At 63.9% G+C, this 24,899-nt stretch carries 15 protein-coding genes; 6 read left to right on the forward strand and 9 right to left on the reverse strand.

The genetic code is table 11. The features are described from left to right. Nucleotides 1-126 precede the first annotated feature (126 nt). Nucleotides 127-1,038 (forward strand): alpha/beta fold hydrolase, encoded by a 912-nt coding sequence (locus ACIP0B_RS16710; protein ID WP_400833820.1) that lies wholly within the window; start codon nt 127-129, stop codon nt 1,036-1,038. Nucleotides 1,039-1,103: 65 nt separating this feature from the next. Here ACIP0B_RS16710 and ACIP0B_RS16715 read toward each other — a convergent pair whose 3' ends face one another. Beyond that, on the reverse strand, nt 1,104-2,135 hold the full coding sequence (locus ACIP0B_RS16715) for an alcohol dehydrogenase catalytic domain-containing protein (protein WP_400833823.1): 1,032 nt from the start codon (nt 2,133-2,135) through the stop codon (nt 1,104-1,106). Between the two features lie 154 nt (nt 2,136-2,289). On the opposite strand from ACIP0B_RS16715, the gene ACIP0B_RS16720 reads away from it, so the two are divergent. Together ACIP0B_RS16720 and ACIP0B_RS16725 are read left to right on the forward strand one after the other, a co-directional pair. Further along, complete coding sequence (locus ACIP0B_RS16720; protein WP_400833826.1) at nt 2,290-3,210, forward strand: LysR family transcriptional regulator; 921 nt, start codon at nt 2,290-2,292, stop codon at nt 3,208-3,210. A 111-nt stretch (nt 3,211-3,321) separates the two neighbouring features. After that, entirely contained in the window at nt 3,322-3,726 is a 405-nt protein-coding gene (locus ACIP0B_RS16725; protein WP_400833828.1) for a hypothetical protein, read from the forward strand. 641 nt (nt 3,727-4,367) lie between these two features. Here ACIP0B_RS16725 and ACIP0B_RS16730 read toward each other — a convergent pair. After that, nucleotides 4,368-4,769: a RidA family protein gene (locus ACIP0B_RS16730; RefSeq protein WP_400833830.1), complete on the reverse strand. Its 402-nt coding sequence runs from the start codon at nt 4,767-4,769 to the stop codon at nt 4,368-4,370. A gap of 135 nt (nt 4,770-4,904) precedes the next feature. Between ACIP0B_RS16730 and ACIP0B_RS16735 the strand changes: the two genes are divergently transcribed. The 3 genes from ACIP0B_RS16735 to ACIP0B_RS16745 all read left to right on the forward strand — a co-directional run bounded on the left by ACIP0B_RS16735 (nt 4,905) and on the right by ACIP0B_RS16745 (nt 7,621). Then, entirely contained in the window at nt 4,905-5,828 is a 924-nt protein-coding gene (locus ACIP0B_RS16735) for a LysR substrate-binding domain-containing protein (protein WP_400833832.1), read from the forward strand. Between the two features lie 28 nt (nt 5,829-5,856). Then, the gene (locus ACIP0B_RS16740) at nt 5,857-6,780 is read left to right on the forward strand and encodes a LysR family transcriptional regulator (protein WP_400833834.1); all 924 of its coding nucleotides are present in this window, start codon (nt 5,857-5,859) and stop codon (nt 6,778-6,780) included. 115 nt (nt 6,781-6,895) lie between these two features. Continuing rightward, nucleotides 6,896-7,621 carry an alpha/beta fold hydrolase gene (locus ACIP0B_RS16745; RefSeq protein WP_400833836.1) on the forward strand — a complete coding sequence of 242 codons (726 nt, stop codon included), beginning with the start codon at nt 6,896-6,898 and terminating at the stop codon, nt 7,619-7,621. 24 nt (nt 7,622-7,645) lie between these two features. Here ACIP0B_RS16745 and ACIP0B_RS16750 read toward each other — a convergent pair whose 3' ends face one another. From ACIP0B_RS16750 to ACIP0B_RS16780, 7 genes are all read right to left on the reverse strand, one after another. Continuing rightward, nucleotides 7,646-7,861 carry an Arc family DNA-binding protein gene (locus ACIP0B_RS16750; protein WP_400833838.1) on the reverse strand — a complete coding sequence of 72 codons (216 nt, stop codon included), beginning with the start codon at nt 7,859-7,861 and terminating at the stop codon, nt 7,646-7,648. A 54-nt stretch (nt 7,862-7,915) separates the two neighbouring features. Further along, a complete protein-coding gene (locus ACIP0B_RS16755) occupies nt 7,916-8,812 on the reverse strand; it encodes a hypothetical protein (RefSeq protein WP_400833840.1) in 897 nt (298 codons plus the stop codon). 51 nt (nt 8,813-8,863) lie between these two features. After that, nucleotides 8,864-17,380 (reverse strand): YadA-like family protein, encoded by an 8,517-nt coding sequence (locus ACIP0B_RS16760; protein WP_400833842.1) that lies wholly within the window; start codon nt 17,378-17,380, stop codon nt 8,864-8,866. 309 nt (nt 17,381-17,689) lie between these two features. After that, the gene (locus ACIP0B_RS16765) at nt 17,690-18,790 is read right to left on the reverse strand and encodes an EAL domain-containing protein (protein WP_400833844.1); all 1,101 of its coding nucleotides are present in this window, start codon (nt 18,788-18,790) and stop codon (nt 17,690-17,692) included. A 244-nt stretch (nt 18,791-19,034) separates the two neighbouring features. Further along, nucleotides 19,035-22,694: a transporter substrate-binding domain-containing protein gene (locus tag ACIP0B_RS16770; RefSeq protein ID WP_400833846.1), complete on the reverse strand. Its 3,660-nt coding sequence runs from the start codon at nt 22,692-22,694 to the stop codon at nt 19,035-19,037. Continuing rightward, nucleotides 22,695-23,321 carry a response regulator transcription factor gene (locus ACIP0B_RS16775; RefSeq protein WP_273896777.1) on the reverse strand — a complete coding sequence of 209 codons (627 nt, stop codon included), beginning with the start codon at nt 23,319-23,321 and terminating at the stop codon, nt 22,695-22,697. A 150-nt stretch (nt 23,322-23,471) separates the two neighbouring features. Further along, nucleotides 23,472-24,605, reverse strand: coding sequence for an EAL domain-containing protein (locus ACIP0B_RS16780; RefSeq protein ID WP_400833849.1), 1,134 nt, complete (start codon nt 24,603-24,605; stop codon nt 23,472-23,474). Nucleotides 24,606-24,899 lie beyond the last annotated feature (294 nt).

Consider the following 24,899-nt stretch of genomic DNA (forward strand, 5'->3'; position numbering starts at 1 on the left):
CCCACAGGAGCCTTAGCACGGCAGACTCGCACTGCAATTCGTCCGCGGTCGACGAACAAATCCCCCACCCATGCATTTGTTGCAAACAGGTCTACGCTCCTCCCATTCCAACCTGGAGCACCCGCGATGATCCGAGCCCTGCTGATCGCTTCCCTGCTGTCTGTCGTCAGTCTCCCGGCGCTTGCCGACGTAACGCCGTTCCCGGCGTCGTTCAAGACGCAGGACATCGCGGTCGAAGGCGCGAAAATCCATGTGCGTGTGGGTGGCAAGGGGCCCGCCGTTGTGCTGCTGCATGGGTTCGGCGACACCGGCGACATGTGGGCGCCGCTGGCCGCCGACCTGGCCAAGGATCACACCGTCGTCGTGCCTGACCTGCGCGGGCTGGGCTTGTCGTCGATGCCGGAGAGCGGCTACGACAAGAAAACCCAGGCGGGCGACGTGCATGCCGTGCTGACCGCGCTCGGCATCAAGAATGCCGTGATCATCGGCCACGACATCGGCACCATGGTCGCCTTCGCCTATGCCGCGCGTTATCCGCAACAGACCGACAAACTGGTGGTCATGGACGCCCCCGTCCCCGGCATCGCGCCGTGGAACGACATCGTGCGCTCACCCATGCTGTGGCACTTCGACTTCGGCGGCCCGGACATCGAGCGCCTGGTGGCCGGCCGCGAACGCATCTACCTCGACCGCTTCTGGAACGAATTCGCCGGCGACCCTGCCAAGGTCGATGAAGGCATTCGCCAGCACTACGCCAAACTGTACGCCCGCCCCGGCACCATGCACGCCGCCTTCGCCCAATTCCGCGCCATCCGCCAGGATGCGGTCGATAACGAACCGGTGATGAACGCGAAACTGACGATGCCGGTGTTGGCCATCGGCGGGGAGAAATCGTTTGGGGCCAATGAAGCGATTGTGATGCGCAATGCGGCTGTCGATGTGAAGGAACTGGTGGTTCCGGGTGCGGGGCATTGGTTGATGGAGGAAGCGCCCGGGGTGGTGCTTGGGGCGGTTCGCGGGTTTGTTGATAAGGGGTGAATGGCATCGGCTATGTGTTGGAGTCGAAGCCGGCGACCGTGCGGTCGCCGGAACGGCTCTGGGTATCAATTTCCGCCGTGAGGCAGGAACACGCCACGGAATCGCATCTTCCCGGAGGAAAGGCGTTCATAAGCCTCCGTGGCTTGGTCAAGCGAGAAGGTTTCGACAATAGGCTTGACCTTGCCCTTCGCGGCCAGGTCGAGAATTTCGGCGAGATAATGCTGTCCGCCATGCGTGGAGCCAACCACCCGTTGGCGCATCATATGGAATGGCTTGCCGTCGGACGGAATTGAAAACGGCTTGCTGAAGTCGAGCCCGCAAAGGACGATGCGACCGTCCGGATTGACTCCCGCGAGCGCCTTTTCGGCGGTTTTGAAGTCGTTGGTGGTGATCAGCAGCACATCGGCACCACCGACCGCCAAGAGCTCCTCGGCATTGGTAACGACGTGGTCGGCACCCAAGTCGGTCGCAAGCGTGTGCTTGTCTGGGGAATGCGTGATCGCGATGGTCTCGAATCCGCACGCCTTTGAGAACTGCAAGGCGACGTGGCCCAACCCTCCGATACCCAGTACCGCGACCCTGTCGCCAGGTTTTGGCTCCGCGTCCCGCAGGCCGCTCCAGGTGGTATAGCCCGCGCACATCATGGGCGCGGCGTCCGTGTAGGACAGACCATCGGGCAACAGTACGGTGCCTTCCGCAGAAATAGCGATGTACTCTGCGTGCCCGCCCTGCGACGCGAAACCGGTCGTTCTGGGCGAAACGCAGTTCATCGCCGTCTGGCCGGTCAACGGGCGGTTCTGGCGGCAGTACGGGCATCGACCGCACGAGGATTGTACCCAGGTGGTGCCGACTCGGTCTCCGACCTTGCGTGTGTGGACACCCGCACCGACTTCGACGATTTCGCCGACTACTTCGTGACCCGGGGTCTGGGGATAAATGTCGCCGCCAGCCCCCTGTGTTGCCCACACGTCCGTGTAGCACATGCCGGAGGCGTGAACCTTCACCAGGACCAGCCCGGGCTCTGCCTTGGGCATGGGAACCTCGTGAACCTCCCAGGGTTTGTTCGCGCCGGTCATCACAACGGCCTTCATTTTCATGGCATTTTCCTTTCGATCAGGTGGTCATTGCTGCTAGCGCTGCGGACGAGATGCTCTGAGAGCTACACCGGCCATTTTGGATCCGCGATGCTGCAGCTTCATTCGAGTCTATGGGTCATTGACTGTCGCGACAATCTGGTCAATATTTGCTTCCATGATGAAAGTAATTCACCAATCCAAGGGCAATGACCTGTCGGCCTTTGCCGCATTCTTAGCGGTCGCAGCCCACCGAAGTTTCCGCAGCGCCGCAATCGATCTCGACATGACGCCCTCGGCGATCAGTCACTCGATCAAGGCTTTCGAACAACGATTGAACGTCCGTCTTTTCAACCGGACGACTCGAAGCGTCTCCTTGACCGAGGCGGGAGAGCGCCTGGCCGTAAAACTAGGACCGGCAATGGCCTCAGTTGAAGAAGCCGTGCGGGAGCTGGAGGGCAATGACCACGCCCCCAGCGGCACGGTGCGAATCAATGCCAGTGAAGGCGCCATCCGGTTGGTACTGTGGCCAGTGCTTGCGCGCTTTTTGCGCGAGTATCCTCGCGTCCATCTCGATGTATTCAGTGACGGCAAGCTGAGCGATATCGTTGCCGATGGTTTCGATGCGGGTATCCGATTAGCGGAAGCTGTACCAAAAGACATGGTGGCCATCCCAGTCATGGGAGAGGTTCGCTTTGCGGCGGTGGCGTCGCCCGAGTACTTCGAACAACGCGGATATCCAATGGTGCCGCAAGATCTGTATGACCATCATTGCATCCGCTTCCGGTTTGAAAGTGGTGCAATCTACCGATGGGAGTTTGAGCGCCATGGCGCTGTCGAAAGGATCAACGCTCCCGGCCCTCTTACATTGACTGATCAACCGTTGATGGTGGAGGCAGCAATTGATGGAATAGGCATCGCCTTTGTGCCCGACCATCTTGCAGCAAATGCGCTCAAGGACGGCCGACTCAAACGAGTTCTGGAAGAGTGGTGTCCCGCGTATCCGGGGCTGTGTCTCTATTACTCGGCGAATCGCCATGTACCCTCCGGCCTGAGAGCGTTGATCAATATGCTGACTGAAACGCGGGCCGGCAAATAGACTACTTTGCGCCTAAAAGGCAGCGGGCCGGTTGAAACCAATCCGTGGCTCTTGGAGCGTTAATGTGCTGCCTGTACGAAGATTGATAGCGGCTAACATCTGAGGGGCAAAATGCAAATAAACCGCCTGCTGAAGAAGCGGCAACTGAATGTGCAGGAGCAGAATGCTGTAACTGCCCATCGCCTGATGAAAACCGCAAGTTTCTGGCGTGATGCCGGTGTTCCCGATGCCTTGGCACGTTTTGGCGAGAGCCAAGGCATTGATTGGTCAGAAACCGTCGTACTTGACCTTGAGATCGACTTTCCTGGAATGCCACGCCTTTATGGTTTGATACTCAATCAAGCGGAACGATTCATCGCGTTTGAAATTGAGACGGACAGTGGTCATCAACATGTTGAAGGTGTGAGCCAATGGGAGGACGTGTCCGCTCAACAGAACTATACGGTCTCACAGCGAGGTACTGGCAAAGGCTTTGCGGTGATTGCTTTACAGGTCAGGTGTGAAGTTCTTGCGTAGCGACAGGCTCAGATTGTCATGCAAAGGATTTGAAAGTGATGCGTCCCTGATTGTTAACAGCAGGGCTGGCTACAGACAGTTATTGGCCGACTTCTGCCCTTCGTGGTGGGCAGCAATCGGCAGTTTGCTACCAATCAAGATCGCCCCAGGACTGTAAAAAACCCACAAATCCACCTCCCCTCGCCCCGCCATCCTCAATACAAAGCCCTGATCACTCAGGGCTTTGTCATGTCTGGCACTCTGAAAACCTCTCACCTCGCCAAATCTGCAAACCTACAGCTCGTCACCCTCCTCAGCCCCCTCACAAACACCCTCGAATCGCCTCAGCCCTCCGGTCGCGCCGCGTTTCGAAGACGTTCGCCATGAAGTAAACCTTGACCTCGGAGCCCGTAGCCGTCGGGATGAAATCAGCGAACTCTGGTTGTCCGACACCGACAATCGTTTTACCGCCACCCTGAAGCGGCTGGAGAGTGACCTCATGAATCACCCCCGCCCACTTCTGGCTCTGCCAGGCGAAAAGCAAACATTCGGCGACGGTCGCTGCGTCCTTGTTGCTCGTGAAACTGCGCGCCCACTGCTCCTAACAAAGTTCGCAGGTTTCACTCCCCATGAAAGAGTGAACTCTAGCGCCCTCCTCACACCTACACCGAAGCCTCCGGCAATTTCGCAATCACCTTGATCTCAAAATCAAACCCATAAAGCCACGTCACCCCCACCGCCGTCAGCGTCGGATGAGGTGCCTGGCCCCAGTACTCGGGCACGACTTTCCAGATGGCTTCGAACTTCTGTTCGGGGTCGACGATGAAGACGGTCACGTCGATCACATCGTCGAAGGTGCAGCCTGCCGCTGCTAGAATCGCATTCAGGTTGGCGAAGGCCCGGTGTACCTGGGCTTGCAGGTCTGGCTCGGGCGTGCCGTCCTCGCGGCTGCCCACCTGCCCTGAGACGAACAGCAAGCCATTGCTGCGGATCGCCGGCGAGTAGCGGTTGCGCTCGTACAGCGCCTGGCGGCCGGCGGGGAAAACTACATTGCGTGTTGCCATCGACTTTCTCCATCAAGGGGCCGGTGCGACCCCGGTTTCAACGATGGAGCAACGTTACGGTGGCGCCTTCGGCGGATAAACGGGCAATCTTGGCCATCATTGTTTTCAGATTCCAAACAATCCACCGGAGCCCGTATGGACCGTTTTGATGCGATGCAAGCGTTCGTGCGCGTGGTGGACACCGGCAGCTTCACCAAGGCTGCGGAAACGCTGCACATGAGCAGGACCAGCGTGACGCAGCTGGTTCAACAGTTGGAGGCGCGGCTGCGCGTCCGGCTGATCAACCGCACCACGCGCAAGCTCAACGTGACCGCCGACGGCGCCGCCTATTACGAGCGTGCGGTGCGGTTGCTGGCCGACCTGGACGACGCCGAAACCAGCCTGTCCACCGCCTCCGCATCGCCCAGGGGCCGGCTGCGGATCGACGTCCCGAGCCCCCTGGCCCGCATGATCCTGGTGCCGGCGCTCCCGCAGTTCCACGCGCAATACCCCGATATCCAGATCGACTTGGGCGTCAGCGACCGGATCGTCGACCTGATCGATGAAAACGTGGACTGCGTGATACGCGGCGGCGAACTCACCGATCAGTCGCTGATTGCCCGGCGGGTCGGCGACCTGCAGTTGGGGGTGTTCGCGGCACCTAGCTATCTGGAGCGTGCCGGGATTCCGGAGCATCCGCGTGAGCTGGAGGACGCCCGGCACCGCGTCGTGGGGTTCATCTGGGCCCGCAAAGGCAAGGTCGTGCCCTACGCGCTGCGCCGTGGCGAGGAGTCCGTCGAGGTGCACGGCCATTACGCGCTGGCGGTCGACGACGGCAATGCCTATCTGGCGGCGGGCCTGGCCGGCATGGGCGTGCTGTGGTTGCCGCACTACATGTCCCAGGCGCATCACGCGCGTGGCGAGTTGATCCAGCTGTTCGCCGACTGGACACTCGACCCCATGCCGCTGTACCTGGCGTTCCCGCCGAACCGGCACGTGAGCACCAAGCTGCGCGTGTTCATCGACTGGGCCGTCGAACTGATGGCCAGGCACGCGCCTGTCGCCGCTCCGTCCGTATGACGCCATAACGAAGAGGTTGACGCCCCGCATGAAGCCCTTGGACCTGACGCGTTTCGATCTCAACCTGCTGGTCGTGCTGGAGGCGCTGTGGGCCGAAAGGCATGTGGGCCGTGCGGCTGAACGGTTGAACCTGTCCCAGTCCGCCACCAGCCACGCCTTGTCGAGGTTGCGCGGCGCGTTTGACGATCAGTTGTTCATCCGCAACCCCCGCGGCATGGCGCCGACGCCGCTGACCATCGAATTGATGCCGAGGGTGCTGGCGGTGCTTGAATCGATCAGGCTGGTGGCCAGCCCACGGGGGCCGTTCGATCCCGGCCGTTTGCAGGCGACCCTGTCCGTGGCGGCGACCGATCACGCGGTCGTGACCGTCATCGCCCCGGTGCTGGAGCGGATTCAGGCCGCTGCGCCGCACCTCGTGCTGAAGCTCAGGCCGGCGGATGCCGAATCCGCCCTGCGCCTGCTGGACGCCGGCGAGGTCGACATCGTGCTGGGCTCGGGCTCCTTTGCCCAGCGTCCGCAGCGCTTCGATTGCCGTCTGGTCCGTCAGGAGCGTTTCGTCGGCATCGCGCGCAAGGGCCACCCGGCACTGATCAAGCGCGGTAAGACGCTGCGGATGGCACTGGAGGACTTTGTCCGCCTGCCGCACATCCTGGTCTCACCACGGGGCGATACGCGGGGTGCGGTCGACGAGGCGCTGGAGCTTCTGGGCCACTCCCGCCACGTGAGCGTCACCTGCCCGAACTTTTTGGCGGTACCGTTTTTGGTCGGCGCTTCGCAGTCGATTGCCGTGGTGGCCGAGCAGGTCGCGTTGCAGATGCAGGAGGCCGCGCAACTGAGCCTGTTCGAGTTGCCTGTGACCCTGCCCGCCTGGGAGGTGTTCGTGATTCGGGCCCAAGGGCGCGCCAACGAGCCGGCCATCGAATGGCTGACCGAGCTGTTGACCGCCGGTTGAGCCTCGCAGCCGCCATGCATCCCGTGCATCGAGTTGCTGCGCCGATGCCATTGGATCGCAGGCCTCGGTTCTCCTAGAGTCCGGTTGCCGTTCATTCAACCGCCTGGAGTGCCCCATGAACACCGCGCCCACCCTGGTCATGATCCCTTGTTTCGCCGGAGCTCCGTGGCAACTGGACCAGTTGAGCGGCTTGCAGGATCGCCCCATGCGCACCCTTCGCTTGCCGGACGATGTGCGCGAGCTGGAGACACTGGCCGACTTCATCGTCGACCAGGTGAAGGATCTCAAGAGCTACGTGTTGGTGGGCGATTCCTACGGCGCGGTCTCCTCCATCGCGGTGGCGACGCGCCGGCCGAAGGGCCTCAAGGGCCTGGTGCTGTCAGGCGGGTTCGCCAAGAGCCCGATCACCTCGCCCCTGCTCAAGGCGCTGGCGGCGTTGGCGCCGTTCTTCCCCGGGCCCTTTTACCGGCAGACGACCCTGCGGATTCACGCCGCCCAACTGGCGTCGTCGTTCGACAAAGAGGGAGAGATCCCCTGGTCATCCCGAAAGAGCCGCGCCTTCTTCCTCAAGGAGACGCCGCACAAGGCCTACGTCAACCGCATACGCTCAATCGAGAAAGTGAACTATACGGACCGGTTGAAGAACATCGACGTGCCCACGCTGATCCTGACGCCCGAGGAAGACAAGCTGATCGGCGAGGAAGCCGCCGGGATCCTGCTCAAGGGCATAAAGGGTTCGCGGGAAGTCATCATGCAGCGCACCGGCCACATGTTCAGGTTCTCGCACCCCGGCGCCTACTCGCGCGAGATCAGGAAATTTCTGGAACGGGCCTCGCTTTAAGCCGGCCCGAACCCGCCCTGCCCCCTATTTGACCTCGCCTTCATGCTCAAAGAACGCACGAACCAAAGCCTGTCTCCTTTCGTCATCGGAATCGTGGCTGCGCGGCCCTGCCAGGGAACGCTCCATGCGAGCGACGATTTCGGCGTTCAGGCTCCGCTGGTTCTGCTTCGCGATGCGTTTCAGCGTCTGACGCAAACCCTCCGGCAATCGAAGCACAAACCTGTCGACTGTATCAGCCACCCTTCACCTCCGAAAAACCTGAATACCGATGATCGATGCGTGTCATGGGCCACCTCACTGGATCGACGTGGTCAACGGCGCCGCAGGCGAGGCCAGCAGCCCTTTGACGGCGGCCGAGAAGCACTCGACCTGCAGCGGGTATTCCTGCCCCATCAACCGGCCCTTGCCGTACCAGACGATGCCGCCCTGACTCAGGATCAGTCCGTTGCGGCCGAACTCGAAGACACTGCCCACCGAGCTGCTGAACACAAAGCGACTGTCGTCCATCTGCAGCAGTTTGTACTGGGTGTTCGCGGGCGGCAGCTGTTCCTTGATGCGTTGCAGGTACGTCGGGGCCAGGCGGGCAAACAGTTGCCCGGCCTGTTCGCGGTACTGCGGGATCGTCAGGCCAGGGCTGCGCTGCAGCTCCACGGCGATCAAGGCGAAGACATCGGCGTTGGCCCGCGCCACCGCCAGTTTCACCGACAGTGTCGACGTCAGCAGCGCGTTGTCGATCTGCAGCGAAGTCTTCTCCGGCTGACCGTTGGCGGCCGGCACCGTGACGGGGCGCATGAACTCGGCCACGTTGACGGTCGACAGCACCGTCGTCGCCAGGTACGCCGCGCAGGCCGAGGCTTGCCCGGCCCGGTCGCCGTTGATCAGCAACGACAGCGGGCTGCCCTGCCGGGGCAACGTCTGCGCGTCGATCCCCTGCTGCGTGAGGAACGCGCTGACCTGTTCCTGTTTCGCCTCACCGCGCGCCAACCCGCAAAGCTGCTCCATCATCAGGGTTTGGCGCGGCTCGTCGAACCTGGGCGACAGCTGGAAGACCGCCTCCTGGATGACCGGCAGCGCCGGCGTGCGCAACCAGATGCGCGGCGCATCGGTCGGTTTGCCGCTGAGGAATTTGTCGTAGCCGGCCAGGGCCACGAGCACGATCAGGATGGCGACGAAAACGGATTTCATGTTCATGGTTGTTGCCTCAAGAGTTTGATCAAGACCTGCACAAGACCCGTCTGCGGGTCACCACTGATAACCGATGCCCACCGCGACCCCGACCTTGCGCTGGGTGTCGGTGCTGCCCTGCAGCTTGGTCACCCAGCGGCCGTTGGCGGACATGTGCGATACGCCGAAGGCCAGCGACGACTGGCCGCGATAGGTGCCGGCGGCAGCCACCGTCATGCTGGAACCCGGCGAGTACGACTGCGGCAGGCTGGCCATCGCCATCGCACCGGCGATGCCCGCGCTGAGGATTTCGTCCTGCTGCTTGAGGTCGTTCTTCAGTTCCATGTAGCGCGAGTCGGTGTAGGCATTGGCGTTGGCGGTGATGTCCGCCACGCTGCTGTTCAGCTGGTCGAGGTTCACCGCATCCGTGCCGCGGGTGCCCGCCGCGAGGTTGGTGAGTTGCCGCTCGTTGCCGCTGCTGCCGACCGAAACGCTGTTGTCGCGGTCCGCCACCGAGTTGGCGCCCAGCGCCGTGGCATTCCTGGCCGACGCCTTGGCGCCGTTGCCCAGCGCCACCGAGTTCTCCCCGCTGGCCTGGGACCGCGTGCCGACCGCCGCGCTGTTCTTGCCGGACGCCACCGCCCCCGCGCCCCCGGCGAGCGAGTCGACGCCCGTGGCCTTGGGCTTGGCCGCCGCGCTGCCGTTGCTCACCTGGAACATGCCATCGGTGCCGTTCTTGATGTTGGCGACATCCCCCTCCACCGAAGTGATGCGGCCGTCCTGCTGACCGGCGTTGGCCCCCAGGTTGGCGATCGAGTCGTCCGTGTATTGCTTGGCTTCGGCCACCGCGCCGTCGAGCTGGCGCACATTGACCGCATCGTTGGCGTTCTTGCCGTCGGCGACGTTGCTGACCGTGCGGGTTTCTCCCGTCGTCGCATTGCCCACCGATACGGTGCCCGACGTCACGTTGTTCGCCCCCGAATACTTGCCGCTGTAGGTTTCGGCGCCGCGTCCGTCATCGCTGGCGCCGCTGCCGAGCGCAACGCTGCCACCGGCCGACGCCGTGGCGCCGCTGCCCACCGCCACCGAGCCGGTGCCCGACGCCTGGGCCTGGGCGCCCAACGCCATGGCGTCGGTGCCGGTGGCGCTGGAGTCTGCCCGGGTCGAGTTGACGTGCAGGTACTTGATGCCGCCTCCCGCGCCGATCAGGGTTTCAAGCCCGCCGACCCGGCCGCCCAGGTTCGTGATGTCCGTGGTGTTCTGGTCGACCTGATCGCCGACCGCTTTCAGTTGGGCCACGTTGACCGCGTCGTTGTCCTGCGTGCCGGCCGCCAGCCCGGTGATCTTGCGGCTGCCCAGCGCCGTGCCGATGCCGACCTCGCCGACCGACGTTTGCGGGCCGGCCAGCCGATAGGCGCTGTAGCCCGTCTCGGCACCGACCGTGGTGAGCGAGCTCGATCCCAGCGCCACGCTCATGGCGTGGCTGGCATTGGCGCCGGCGCCCAGTGCCACCGCTTGCTCCGCCGCCGCCTGGGCCGCGCTGCCCATCGCGATGCCGGACGCCAGCAGCACCTGCGTGTTGCGGCCGATGGCGATGCCGCCGGCGGCGGCCTGACTGACATTGGCCTGGTTGCCGAGCCCGATGCCGTTATCGCCGTTGACCACGGTGCCGGGGCCGACGGCGACCGATTCCGCGCCGCTGGCGAGCGAGTCCGTAGGGTTGGTCGAATTGGCGTGGAAGTACATCGTGCCGGTCGAACTCAGCGAGCCCATGGCGCCGGTCAGCTGACGCAGGGTCACGGCGTCGTGGTCTTCGGTGGCGTCCGCCACGTTGGTGATCTGCCGGTAGCTGCCGGCCTTGCCCACCGACACCGAGCCCAGCAAGGTGGCATCCGAGGTGTCGTAGATGATCGTCCCGGCGCCGGCGGCAATCGAGCCGGTGGTCGGAGCCAGGACCCGGTCGGCGACCGAACCTTCGCCCAGCGCGATACCGCCCGCCACCTGCGCCTGGCTCAGACGGCCCAGCGCGAGAGCACCGTCCGCGCTCGCTCTGGCGCCGGAACCGGCCGCGAATGAATTGACGCCGGCGGCGATGGATTGCGGCCCGATCGCGATGCTGTCCTGACCGTTGGCTTGCGCGTCGGCCAGGGTCGAGTTGCTGTGGAAGTATTTGATGCCCGCGCCGTTGTTGACCAGGTTGTCGACGGTTTGGTTGGTCGCGAACAGTTGCGAGCCGTTCACGGCATCGGTGCTGGTGGCGTTCAGGGCGCCGGCTGCGACGTTGGTCAGCTTCACAGAGGTGCCGGCCGGGTTGAAGGTCACCTGGGTTTTGGTCGCGGCATCGTCGTACTTCACCGCTACGGCGGCGGTGTTGGTTACGCTGGTGTTGAGGTTGGTCAGCGCTGCGCCAACGTTGTTGCTGACCAATGGGCCAGTGTTGGCGCCCGTGGCGCTGATGCTGTTGGTGGAGTAGCTCGGCGCGGTCCAGGATCCGGTGTTCGCATCCAGCGTCGCACCGCCGCCCAACGCGGTCGCGGTGTCCTGCCCGGCCTTGTTCAATTGGCTGACGTTGACGGCGTCGGTTGCGCTGGAGCCGGCGGCGAGGCCGGTGAGGCGACGGCCGTCAGCGCCGTTGGCGATGTTCACTTCGCCACCCACCGTCGCCGTCCCGCCGACGCCATAGGCGGCGTTGCCCAGCGTCGAACCTGTCGCCGACGAGGCTGCGCCCAAGGCGATGCTGTTGGCGAAGCTGGCGGTGGCGCCATTGCCGAGTGCGATGCTGTTGGTGCCGCCGGAGATGGCACCCGGGCCCATCGCCACGCTGTCCTGGCCGTTGGCTTGCGCGTCGGCCAGGGTCGAGTTGCTGTGGAAGTACTTGATGCCTGCGCCGTTGTTCACCAGGTTGTCGACGGTCTGATTGGTCGCGAACAGTTGCGAGCCGTTCACCGCATCGGTGCTGGTGGCGTTCAGGGCGCCGGCTGCGACGTTGGTCAGCTTCACAGAGGTGCCGGCCGGGTTGAAGGTCACTTGGGTTTTGGTTGCAGCATCGTCGTACTTCACGGCCACGGCGGCGGTGTTGGTCACGCTGGTGTTGAGGTTGGTCAGGGCCGCACCGACGTTGGTGCTGACCAATGGGCCGGTATTGGCGCCTGTGGCACTGATGCTGTTGGTGGAATAGCTCGGTGCCGTCCAGGATCCGGTGTTCGCATCCAGCGTCGCACCGCCGCCCAACGCGGTCGCGGTGTCCTGCCCGGCCTTGTTCAATTGGCTGACGTTGACGGCGTCGGTTGCGCTGGAGCCGGCGGCGAGGCCGGTGAGGCGACGGCCGTCAGCGCCGTTGGCGATGTTCACTTCGCCACCCACCGTCGCCGTCCCGCCGACACCGTAAGCCGCATTGCCCAGCGTCGCGCCCGTGGCAGACGAGTTGGAGCCCAGGGCCACACCGTTGGCAATCGTCGCGCTCGCAAGCGGGCCGATGGCGACGCTGTCCTGGCCGGTCGCGCTGCTGTCGGCGAGGGTCGAGTTGCCGTGGAAGTATTTGATGCCGGCGCCGTTGTTGACGAGGCTGTCGACGGTCTGGTTGGTCGCGAACAGTTGCGAGCCGTTAACGGCGTCTGTGCTGGTGGCGTTCAGGGCACCGGCTGCGACGTTGGTCAATTTCACCGCTGTGCCGGCCGGGTTGAAGGTCACTTGGGTCTTGGTTGCAGCATCGTCGTACTTCACAGCCACGGCGGCGGTGTTGGTCACGCTGGTGTTGAGGTTGGTCAGGGCCGCACCGACGTTGGTGCTGAGCAACGGGCCGGTGTTGGCGCCCGTGGCGCTGATGCTGTTGGTGGAGTAGCTCGGTGCCGTCCATGCACCGGTGTTCGCATCCAACGCTGCGCCGCCGCCCAGTGCGGTCGCGGTGTCCTGCCCTGCCTTGTTCAGTTGGCTGACGTTGACGGCATCGGTGGCGCTGGAGCCGGCGGCGAGGCCGGTGAGGCGACGGCCGTCGGCGCCGTTGGCGATGTTCACTTCCCCGCCGGTTGCCGTGCCACCGACGCCGTAAGCGGCGTTACCCAGCGTGGCGCCGGTGGCGGACGAGTTGGAACCCAACGCCACACCGTTGGCAATCGTCGCGCTCGCAAGCGGGCCGATGGCGATGCTGTCCTGGCCGGTCGCGCTGCTGTCGGCCAGGGTCGAGTTGCTGTGGAAATACTTGATGCCCGCGCCGTTGTTGACGAGGCTGTCGACGGTCTGGTTGGTCGCGAACAGTTGCGAGCCGTTCACGGCGTCGGTGCTGGTGGCGTTCAGGGCACCGGCTGCGACGTTGGTCAATTTCACCGCTGTGCCGGCCGGGTTGAAGGTCACTTGGGTCTTGGTCGCGGCATCGTCGTACTTAACCGCTACGGCGGCCGTGTTGGTCACGCTGGTGTTGAGGTTGGTCAACGCGGCACCGACGTTGGTGCTGAGCAACGGGCCGGTGTTGGCGCCCGTGGTGCTGATGCTGTTGGTGGAGTAGCTCGGTGCCGTCCATGCACCGGTGTTCGCATCCAACGCTGCGCCGCCGCCCAGTGCGGTCGCGGTGTCCTGCCCTGCCTTGTTCAGTTGGCTGACGTTGACGGCATCGGTTGCGCTGGAGCCGGCGGCGAGGCCGGTGAGGCGACGGCCGTCGGCGCCATTGGCGATGTTCACTTCGCCACCCACCGTCGCCGTCCCGCCGACACCGTAAGCCGCATTGCCCAGCGTCGCGCCCGTGGCAGACGAGTTGGAACCCAGGGCCACACCGTTGGCAATCGTCGCGCTCGCAAGCGGGCCGATGGCGACGCTGTCCTGGCCGGTCGCGCTGCTGTCGGCCAGGGTCGAGTTGCCGTGGAAGTATTTGATGCCGGCGCCGTTGTTGACGAGGCTGTCGACGGTCTGGTTGGTCGCGAACAGTTGCGAGCCGTTCACGGCGTCGGTGCTGGTGGCGTTCAGGGTGCCGGCTGCGACGTTGGTCAGTTTCACCGCTGTGCCGGCCGGGTTGAAGGTCACTTGGGTCTTGGTTGCAGCATCGTCGTACTTCACAGCCACGGCGGCGGTGTTGGTCACGCTGGTGTTGAGGTTGGTCAGGGCCGCACCGACGTTGGTGCTGACCAATGGGCCGGTGTTGGCGCCCGTGGTGCTGATGCTGTTGGTGGAGTAGCTCGGTGCCGTCCATGCACCGGTGTTCGCATCCAACGCTGCGCCGCCGCCCAACGCGGTCGCGGTGTCCTGCCCTGCCTTGTTCAGTTGGCTGACGTTGACGGCATCGGTGGCGCTGGAGCCGGCGGCCAGGCCGGTGAGGCGACGGCCGTCGGCGCCGTTGGCGATGTTCACTTCCCCGCCAGTTGCCGTGCCACCGACGCCGTAAGCGGCGTTACCCAGCGTGGCGCCGGTGGCGGACGAGTTGGAACCCAACGCCACACCGTTGGCAATCGTCGCGCTCGCAAGCGGGCCGATGGCGACGCTGTCCTGGCCGGTCGCGCTGCTGTCGGCCAGGGTCGAGTTGCCGTGGAAATACTTGATGCCGGCGCCGTTGTTGACGAGGCTGTCGACGGTCTGGTTGGTCGCGAACAGTTGCGAGCCGTTCACGGCGTCGGTGCTGGTGGCGTTCAGGGCGCCGGCCGCGACGTTGGTCAGTTTCACCGCCGTACCGGCCGGGTTGAAGGTCACCTGGGTCTTGGTCGCGGCATCGTCGTACTTCACGGCAACAGCGGCCGTGTTGGTCACGCTGGTGTTGAGGTTGCTAAGGGCCGCGCCGACGTCGCTGCTGACCAGCGGGCCAGTGTTGGCGCCCGTGGCGCTGATGCTGTTGGTGGAGTAGCTCGGTGCGGTCCACGCACCGGTGGTCGCATTGACCGCCGCACCGCCGCCCAAGGCCGACGCCGTGTTCTGGCTGTTGGCGAACAACTGCGAACCGTTCACCGCGTCGGTGCTGGTGGCGTTCAACACGCCGGCCGCGACGTTGGTCAACTTCACAGAGGTGCCCGCCGGGTTGAAGGTCACCTGCGTCTTGGTCGCGGCATCGTCGTACTTCACCGCCACGGCGGCGGTGTTGGTCACGCTGGTGTTGAGGTTGGTCAACGCGGCGCCGACGTTGGTGCTGAGCAACGGGCCGGTGTTGGCGCCCGTGGCGCTGATGCTGTTGGTGGAGTAGCTCGGTGCCGTCCATGCACCGGTGTTCGCATCCAACGCTGCGCCGCCGCCCAACGCGGTCGCGGTGTCCTGCCCTGCCTTGTTCAGTTGGCTGACGTTGACAGCATCGGTTGCGCTGGAGCCGGCGGCGAGTCCGGTGAGGCGACGGCCGTCGGCGCCATTGGCGATGTTCACTTCGCCGCCGGTTGCCGTGCCACCGACGCCGTAAGCCGCATTGCCCAACGTCGCGCCCGTGGCGGACGAGTTGGAACCCAGGGCCACACCGTTGGCAATCGTCGCGCTCGCAAGCGGGCCGATGGCGACGCTGTCCTGGCCGGTCGCGCTGCTGTCGGCCAGGGTCGAGTTGCCGTGGAAGTATTTGATGCCTGCGCCGTTGTTGACCATGTTGTCGACGGTCTGGTTGGTCGCGAACAACTGCGAGCCGTTCACTGCGTCGGTGCTGGTGGCGTTCAACACGCCGGCCGCAACGTTGGTCAGCTTCACCGCCGTACCGGCCGGGTTGAAGGTCACTTGGGTCTTGGTCGTGGCATCGTCGTACTTCACGGCCACGGCGGCGGTGTTGGTCACGCTGGTGTTGAGGTTGGTCAACGCGGCGCCGACGTCACTGCTGACCAGCGGGCCGGTGTTGGCGCCCGTCACGCCGATGCTGTTGGTCGAGTAACTCGGCGCCGTCCACGCGCCGGTGGTCGCGTTGACCGCCGCACCGCCACCCAAGGCCGACGCCGTGTTCTGGCTGTTGGCGAACAACTGCGAACCGTTCACCGCATCGGTGCTGGTGGCGTTCAACACGCCGGCCGCGACGTTGGTCAACTTCACAGAGGTGCCCGCCGGGTTGAAGGTCACCTGGGTCTTGGTCACGGGATCGTCGTACTTCACGGCCACGGCGGCGGTGTTGGTCACGCTGGTGTTGAGGTTGGTCAGCGCTGCGCCGACGTTGGTGCTGACCAGCGGGCCGGTGTTGGCCCCTGTGGTGCTGATGCTGTTGGTGGAATAGCTCGGCGCCGTCCACGCACCGGTTGCCGCATTGACCGCCGCGCCGCCGCCCAATGCCGACGCCATGTTCTGACTGTTGGCGAACAACTGCGAACCGTTCACGGCGTCGGTGCTGGTGGCGTTCAAGGCGCCGGCCGCGACGTTGGTCAACTTCACAGAGGTGCCCGCCGGGTTGAAGGTCACCTGGGTCTTGGTCGCGGCATCGTCGTACTTCACCGCCACGGCGGCGGTGTTGGTCACGCTGGTGTTGAGGTTGGTCAACGCGGCGCCGACGTTGGTGCTGACCAGTGGGCCGGTGTTGGCCCCTGTGACGCTGATGCTGTTGGTGGAATAGCTCGGCGCTGTCCACGCACCGGTTGCCGCATTGACCGCCGCGCCGCCGCCCAGGGCCGACGCCGTATTCTGACTGTTGGCAAACAGCTGCGAACCGTTCACCGCGTCGGTGCTGGTGGCGTTCAGTGCACCGATAGCGATGTTGGTCAACTTGACCGCCGCACCCGCCGGGTTGAAGGTCACCTGAGTCTTGGTCGCAACATTGTCGTACTTCACCGCTACGGCGGCGGTGTTGGTCACGCTGGTGTTGAGGTTGCTCAGGGCTGCGCCGACGTTGGTGCTGACCAGCGGGCCGGTATTGGCGCCCGTGGCGCTGATGCTGTTGGTCGAGTAGCTCGGCGCCGTCCATGCACCGGTGGTCGCATTGAGTGCCGCACCGCCGCCCAGGGCCGTTGCCGTATCCTGCCCGACCTTGTTCAGTTGGTTGACGTTGACGGCATCCGTTCCGCTGGAGCCGGCGGCCAGGCCGGTGATGCGGCGGCCATCGGCACCGTTGGCGATGTTCACTTCGCCGCCCGCCGTCGCCGTCCCGCCGACACCGTAAGCCGCATTGGTGAGTGTCGTGCCCTTGGCGGACGAGTTGGAGCCCAGCGCCACGCCGTTGGCGGAAGTCACCGAGGCAGCGGAACCCAGCGCCAGGCCGGCGGTGCCCGCCGATGTTATCGATGCGTTGGCGCCCAATGCCGTCGCGTCCGTGGCCGCCACGCCAACGCCCCAACCGATACCGGTGGCGTTGTTGCCCGTGACGTTGATCTGCCGCCCAAGCGCAATGGAGTTGCTGCCCGATGCCACGGCGGCATCGCCTATCGCGATACTGATGTTACTGGCGGTGGTGGTTGATCCCCCGCTGATCGCAATGGAGAAGTCGGCCGCACTGGAACCGCCACCCAGGTTGGTGGCGGCCATTGCGCCAGGGCTGAGGGTGCCCGACGACAATGCGACCACAACAGCGGCCATTGTCGCTCGCTGAGGCGCCGGACCGCTTCGGGTCTTCTTGTCGGCCAGTTCTGACGCCACTACCCAGCAGCGCAACGAGGTATTCCAAACCACCGAAAATATTCTGTTCATCACTGAACTGGCCTCAAGCCAGCCTCCGAAACCCGCGTCATCCATGGCGTGATGACTTCCGCCTTCAACTCGATTGCGGATACGGAGCTTTGCCGACAAACATCGAATCTCGTCATTGGCCGACGGGAATTCAAACTTCGTTTGACATAGCGAACAGGCATCACAATGGAATCAAGTGAATGTATTGTCTCGACTCGCTCCGCGGATTCAGTTAGGAAATTTCCTGCTGTTTGTAGGAAATTTCCCAAGTAACGAACATCAATAAACTCATTTAAGCGCCCATAAAAAAACGCCAAAGAAAATGAATAAATGTCTTTGGCGTTATGCACTTGCGAATGAACTTACACATACAGTTCAACCACTGGCCTCAATCCCCCGCTGAAGATCCAGCCAGTTCAACAGACTGGCGGCCGACATCGGCCGCGCGCACAAATAACCTTGCCCTTGGGTACACCCGAGTTCCAACAGCACGGTGCGCTGTTCTTCGGTTTCGATCCCTTCGACCACCACCGACATGCCCAACGCCTCGCCCAGGGCCAGGGTGCTGCTGATCACGGCCCGGCGCCGCGGTTCATGCCTGAGCCCGCGCACGAACTCGCCGTCCAGTTTGATTTCGTTGAACGGCAACTGACACAACCGCTGCAGCGAAGAGAACCCCGCGCCGAAGTCGTCGATGGACAGACTGCAACCCATCATCCGCAGACGCACCAGGCTTTCCAGGCTGATCGCCGGGGCCTCGAGCAGGCCTGTTTCGGTCAGTTCGAAGGTCAGCCCGGAACCGGGCAAGCCGTGCGCCGCCAACATCGCCTGAATCCGGCTGGTCAGCACCGGGTTGACCAATTGCCCGGCGTGCAGATTGAACGCGACATTCAGGGAGACGCCCTGATCGAGGGCCTGACGCTGGAGCCTCAGCCCCTGTTCCAGTTGCAGGAACAGCAATTCATCCAGCAACCCGCAACGCTCGATGACCGGCATGAACACCGAGGGCGGCAAGACCCCCTTGAAGGGATGGTGCCAGCGGGCCAGCGCTTCGATGCTGCACACGTCACCGGTCTGCAAATTGAACTTGGGCTGAAAGTAGGTGTGCAACTGATGGCCGGCGAGCGCCTGGCGAACCTCTTCTTCGGAGGCCGGCACGACCGGCAGCGCATCCGATTCGTTGTCGCGCTCGTTCAGGTGCCTGGCCAGCAACAGCTGCAAGGCCTGCGGTTGAGACGGTTGGTCGGCATCGTCCTGCAGTGCCTTGCCCAGCAACGAAATCAGTTGCCCCGCCACACGGCCTGCATCGGTCGCCAGCGCACCGCTGATGATGATCGCCCCTCCCTGCCCGGAACGTCCCAGGGTCTGCAGCAGGCCCGGAACATCCGGCCGCCCCTGGCTCAGCACACACAGCGTCACGTCCACCGGGCCGAACTGTTCGAGATCCGCGAACGCCTGACGGTCATCCGCGACCACCAGGACCTCCCGGCATCCGCCCTGCCGCAGCCTGTTGGCCACCCTCAACGTGCGGGAAGCGTTGTCGCCGATAACCAAGACGCGTAGTGGGAGCATGGGCATGGAAGCAGCTCACTCTGGAAGGAATGAGCCCATTGTCCGGCGTTGATCCACCGGTATCTCTAGGAAACGTCCTTTTGAATGTAGGAAATTTCCGAAAACTAATAGGACATCCAGACGGCTCAGATCCGGGACGACAGAAGACTCAAGACTCCACCGTGCCCGGATTGCCGATCCGGTGCTCCAGCGTATGCGCCAGGCGCTCCATCGCTTGCTGCAACGCATCCACCGCCTCGGTCAGGGCGGCGGCGTCAGCCCCCATGCAGACGGCCTCCAACTGCTCGCAGCACTGAATCAGAGCGCCCGCCTTGATGATCCGTGCCCCGCCCTTCACTCGGTGGGCTAGGTCGGAAAGCCCAGACAGGTCGTGTTCGCCGAACAGCTTGATGAGCCGCAACATGTCCTCTTCGTTGCTGCTGGCCAGATCCCCCAACAGTTTCCTGACGGCGCTCTGGTCGCCCCGGGTCAGTTGCTGCAGGCTGTTCAGGTTGATGTCGCCCTCGGCCGCGGGACCAGGGACACCCTGCGCGGGTGACTCCAAGGCGGACTGCACCGAGGCCAGCCGGGCGCTCAGGTCACCCAGGCTGATCGGCTTGAAGAGGCAGTCGTCCATCCCCTCTGCCAGGCAGCGGTCCTTTTCCTCCGGCTGGGCGTTGGCGGTCAATCCGAGGATCAAGCAGGGCCCGGCCCCCGTGGACTGTTCTTCGTCACGGATGGCCCGCGTCAACTCATAGCCGTTCATGACCGGCATGTTGCAGTCGGTGATCACCACATCGAAACGGCCGTTGCGCCAGGCGCGCAGGCCATGGGCGCCGTCCTCGGCGTCGCTGACGCTGTGGCCCAGGTAAGACAGTTGCTGGGAAAGCAGCAACCGGTTGGCCGGGTAGTCGTCGATCACCAGGATGTTCAGCATGCTCGCCTGATCCGTGAGTTCGGCCGCCGGCAGCTCGGCGGCCGGCACCGGTTGCAGGATCAGGAGATCGAGGCAGATGTCGATCTGCGTGCCCTTGCCTGGCGCACTGGTCAGGTTCAGCTCTCCGTCCATCATTTCGCACAGGGTGCGGCTGATGACCAGCCCCAGGCCCGAACCGCCCCGCGCCGACTGATGATTGTGGCGGGCCTGGCCGAACGGATTGAACAGCAGCGCCTGGTCTTCGGCCGAAATGCCGATGCCGGAATCCTTCACCTGGACGTGGATCCTCAGGCGTTCGCCGCACGCGCCCAACACCGCCTGAACGCTCAGGCGCACTTCGCCTTCGTCGGTGAACTTGATGGCGTTGCTCAGCAGGTTGGACAGGATCTGCTTGAAGCGCAGAGGGTCGATCAGCACGTCGCGACTGGCCTTGAGGTCGAAGTCCAGCAGCAGCCTCAGGCCCTTCTGCCGGGCCACGCCTTCGAACATGCGCACCACCGACTCGACCAGCTCACGCAGGCTGGCCCGTTGCGGGGTCAGGGACAGCCGCCCGGACTCGATCCGCGCGATGTCGAGGATGTCGCCGATCAGATCCAGCAAGCCCCTGGCCGCCCCCGAGGCGACCTCGATGGCAAAGCGGTCCATCACGCCTTGATCGGCCTTCTTCATCGCCAGCTCGAGCATGCCGATCACCGCATTCATCGGCGTGCGGATCTCATGGCTCATGGTCGCCAGGAAGGTGGTTTTCGCCCGGTTGGCGTCGTCGGCGCTTTTCTTGGCGCTCTGCAGCTGGTCCATCAGGCGCTGACGGTCGCTGATGTCGATCCAGCCGGCGATGATGCCCATCACCACGCCTTCGCTGGTGTGGTACGGCAGCATCCAGTGATACACCGTGTGCACCACGCCATCGCTGTGGATGTAGGTGCGGTCCTGGATCCACCGCGTGCCGCTCTCCATGACCTTGACGTATTCGGCCTGGAAGGTCTGGGCGTCGGAATGCCCCACCACCGAGCTGTCGGTCAGCCGCTTGCCCATCACGGCTTCGCGCGGCAGGCCCAGGGCGTCTAGGTAGGCCGAGTTGCAGCTGATCAGTCGGCCTTCGCGGTCGCGCACGTAGATCGCATGGGGCGTGCCGTCGATCAAGGCGCGCATGAATTCCATCTGGTCGTTGAGCGCCCGTTCGGCCTTTTCCCGGGTGGACACGAGCTTGCGCAGATGAATGATCCAGACCGCCGCCAGCATCAGCAGCAGCGCAAAGATGACAAAGCCCTGAATGACCGCCGAGCGATGGTGCAGCCAACTGTCGTTGTCGATCACCACGTCGTGGCGCCAGCGGCTGGTCAGTTCGTCGAGTTCTTCCGGGGGAATGCTTTGCAGGGCCTTGTCCAGGATCGAGTACAGCTCCAGCGCCCCGCGGTCGGTGGCGAACCCGGTCGGCGCCGACAGAGGCCCGACGACACCGGCCACCCGCAGGCGGTCGCGGTACTGGCGCAGAATCATGTAGCGCCCGTTGATCAGCGAATTGAGGGCGCCATCCGCTTCGCCTTTGTCCACCAGCGCCAAGGCCTCGGCCGACGTTGTTGTCTCGATGAGCTGGATGCCCGGGAAGGACTCGCGGATATAGTCTTGCAGCGCATTGCCGCGGCGCATCGCCAGGCGTTTGCCGACCATGGCCTGCAGCGATTGCGCCCTGTCCGGCAGGTCCCGCGTGATCAGCACGAACGGGCTGGTCAGGTACGGCCGGGTGAAGCGCAGCTCGCCTTCACGGGCAGTGCTGGGGGTGAAGGCCGCGATCAGGTCCGCCTTGCCGGCCCGGATCTGCTCGATCAGCTTTTCCATCGAACTGCTGCGCACCACATCGAACTTCAGCCCTGTGCGCTGGCTGACCTTGGCCAGCACTTCGGCGCCGATGCCCCGGAACTCGCCCTGCCCGTCAAAGAAAGAGACCGGCGGAAGGCCGTCGTTGACGGCCACGGTCAGGCGCGGATGGTTTTGCATCCAGCGCTGTTCGGCGGCGGTGAACGGGAGCGGATCCAGGCCGGCGACATTGAGGTCCCCAGCCCCCCACCGACGCAGGATCGCCATGCGGTCGCTGATCGGGATCACCTCCAGCGCAGCGTTGAGAATGTGCAGCAACTGACTGTTGCGCTGGTTCAGGGCAAAGGAGAAATGCGTGCTGAGCACACCCGACAACGTCGTCAGGTAGACATCGTTGAGGAAGTACTTGCCCACCAGATAATGGGTGCTGACGGCATCGCCCAGGTAAGCGTCCGCCTGATTGAACGCCACGGCGCCGATGGCGTTCTGGGCCGAGGTATGGAACTGGAGCTCGGATTTGGGGTAGTTCGCGACCACCGCATCCGTCGGCTGAAGGTGATCGACGATGGCGAGCCGTTCGCCGGCCAGGTCCGGCGCCAGCGCCTTGCTGGCGCCGCTGCGCGTCACCAGCACCGACGGGGCCTGCACATAGGCCGTGGTGAGCGCCAGTTCGGGGTCGGTGCCGTCGAAACTGTTGACGGCGCCCACCAGGTCCACCTCGCCGTCCCTGAGCGCCTGCATCGCTTCACCCCGGGAGTCGTAGCGACGCACTTCGATCTTGATGTGCAGCATGCCGGCCAGCAGCGCGGCGTAGTCGGCCGTGATGCCCTCGTAGTCCTGGCCTCCGGTGATCATGCCGAAGGGCGCATTGTCCGGCAGCGCCGCCCCCAGGCGCAGCGAGCCCTTGTTGCGCAGCCAGCGCCAGTCCGCCTCCTCCAGCACGACCGCCGGCAGTTCGCCGGTCGAGCGGCCGAAGAGGTTCAGGGCCTGCACCGCCGCCTGCGCCGGCGAAACGTTCCCCCACTGGCCGAGCAGGCAGACGGCCAGTGCGAAGCAACGCAGAAGAGTCTTCATTCAGATCAGGTTGTTGCGCTTGGCGAAGTCGGCCAGGTACACCACCGACTTCACATTGAGCTTTTCGATGAGGCGGGTCTTGTAGGTACTGACCGTCTTGTTGCTCAACAGCATGGCGTCACCGATCTCCTTGTTGCTCAAGCCCCGGGCGAGCTGCTGCAGAATGACCAGCTCCCGGTCCGACAGCCCGCGGATCATCTCCAGTTCAGTGGAGTCGATGTCGCTGCGGCGTACGGAGTTTCCGGCAAGGTTGGGAAAAAAGGTATAGCCGGCCATCAACGCCTTGATCGCCTTGCTCAGTTCGCTCAGTTCATCGGTTTTCGAAATGTAGCCCGCCGCGCCCGCCTTCATGCAGCGCATGGCGTAGAACGCCGCAGACTGAGAGGTCAGCACCAGGATCTTGCTCGACAGCTTCAGCGCACTGATCCGGTTGATGACTTCCAGGCCATCGAGGCTGGGCATGGCGATGTCCAGCAGAATCAGTTCCGGCTGATGCTTGCGAGCCATCTGCACGGCATCGGCGCCATTGTCGGCCTCGGCGACGACTTCGAACTGCTCGCGTTCAAGCAGTACCTTCACTGTCGCCCGGATGAACGGATGATCGTCTACAACCAACGCTTTATGCATTTGAACCTCACTGCGGTACGCACAGGAAATACCAGTGACGAATGGGCCATGCATCACAAAAGTATGGAACAAATCACTGGCTTATGCTGCCTGCTTGATTCAGTCATCAGGCAATTGAATCGGACTGTCCAGGAACCGGGGCTGCCGCGCTCAGGCGGGTGATTCAGGCGCCTGCAGCCACCGCAGCAGCCGCTCGGCCTCCATCGGGCGCGCCAGGTGGAACCCCTGCCCGAACGAACACCCCATCGTCACCAGTCCGTCGCGGATGGCGCGGCTGCCGACGCCTTCGATCACCAGGCTCATGTTCAGCGCGCGGGCCAGCGCCACGGTGCTGGTGACCATCGCATGGGTGCGCGGATCGTCGATGGCGCGGACAAGCTGCCCGTCGAGCTTGAGCTGGTTGAACGGCAGTTGGCAGAGCAGCGTCAACGACGAAAAACCCATGCCGAAATCATCGATCGACAGGCCGCACCCCATCATGCGCAGGCGCACCAGGTTTTCCCGGGTCGTGCGGGGAACGTCCAGCAAGCCGTTTTCGGCGACTTCGAACAACAGTTTCGAGCCTGGGATGCCATGAAGGTCGAGCAGGCGATTGATGTGATCGATCAGGTCGTTGCGCGCCAGTTGCGAGGCGTGGAGATTGAACGCCAGCTCCAGATGCAGGCCGGCGCGGTGCAAAGCATGCAGCAGGGCCACGCCTTGCTCCAGCAGTTGCCTGAGCATTTCATCGATCAGGTCGTAGGCCAGCACGGCGGCCAAAAAGTCCTTGGGCAACAGCAACCCCTTGACGGGATGCTGCCAGCGCACCAGCGCCTCTGCCCCGGCCACCTCGGCGGTCTTCAGGTCGAACTTGGGTTGGAACCAGGCCTTGAACTCGCCCTGGGTCAGGCCCCGGCGAACGTCCTCTTCGCTCGGCAGCCTGGCGGGCGGCACCGGCTCGGCTTCGTCGGCCAGCCACCGGCGGGTATAGCGATTGAGGATTTCCTGCAACGTATACAGTTGCGTGGGTTTGCTCAGGACGCCCAGCATCTGCAGCCCCGACAGACAGGTCATCTGTTCGACCGCACGGCGCAGCTCCGGCTTCAGGTCGCTGCACACCGCGACCGCTCGGGCCATTCCCCCTTCCCCGGCCTGGGTCAGGAACGCCAGGCAGTCGACGGCCGAATGGCTCAGGTCGCAGAGCACGATATCAACGCCCCCCACCCGGCTGACCTGCACCATCGCCTGTTCGCTGTCGCTCGCCTGCAGTATGTCGTTGACGCCCAGATGCTGAAGAGCCTTCACCAACGTGCCACGCTGAAACGATTGACCCTCCAAAACCAAAACGCTGGGTACACACATCTCGTCAACTACTCGCAATGACTTGAGGTGAAAATTCTCGCAATTACATTCCACAGGTAACGAAGGATTTATCCCGGCAATTTGTAGGAAATTTCCTAAAGCCAATGCGCAAGCCGGAAACTGCAAAGGGTCTGCCATGGGTGGGCCAACCAGGCCCCTCCCGCTGTTCCCTTCATGCCGACGCACGGCGCCCGTCATCGTGGTTCCTGCCTCCGTGCGCCCCTGCCTTGAACCTTC

Origin of the sequence: Pseudomonas sp. NPDC089534, from assembly GCF_044749305.1 — a bacterium.
Classification (GTDB): domain Bacteria; phylum Pseudomonadota; class Gammaproteobacteria; order Pseudomonadales; family Pseudomonadaceae; genus Aquipseudomonas; species Aquipseudomonas ekonensis.